This window comes from Serratia sp. 506_PEND (assembly GCF_001076875.1).
GTDB lineage: Bacteria > Pseudomonadota > Gammaproteobacteria > Enterobacterales > Enterobacteriaceae > Serratia > Serratia marcescens.
Map to the genome: position 1 here is coordinate 1 of NZ_JVEL01000122.1, position 282 is coordinate 282.

Consider the following 282-nt stretch of genomic DNA (forward strand, 5'->3'; position numbering starts at 1 on the left):
CCAAAATGCTCTCTTATGCAGGGATGCTGGCGAGTCCCAGCCGTTCACCTGAGGTGATTTCCGGTCTGGTGATGCACTGCTTCGACCTGGAGAGCGTGGAGGTGGAAGACTGGCAGATGCGTAAAGTGGCGGTCTGTGACGAGCAGCAAAACCGCCTCGGTCAGTCCGGCGTGGGCCTCGGGCAGGATTTCATTTCGGGTGAGCGGGTCAATGACTGCGCCGGAAAATTCGTTTTAAAAATCAATAACCTTTCATTTCGTGATTTTCTCCGTTTTCTGCCGG

Annotated in this window: 1 protein-coding gene; it reads left to right on the forward strand. The window is 54.3% G+C overall.

Annotated elements, in window-relative coordinates; genetic code table 11:
• On the forward strand, positions 1–282 hold a 282-nt coding region (locus tag ADK28_RS03485; protein ID WP_048794894.1), incomplete at both ends, for a type VI secretion system baseplate subunit TssG.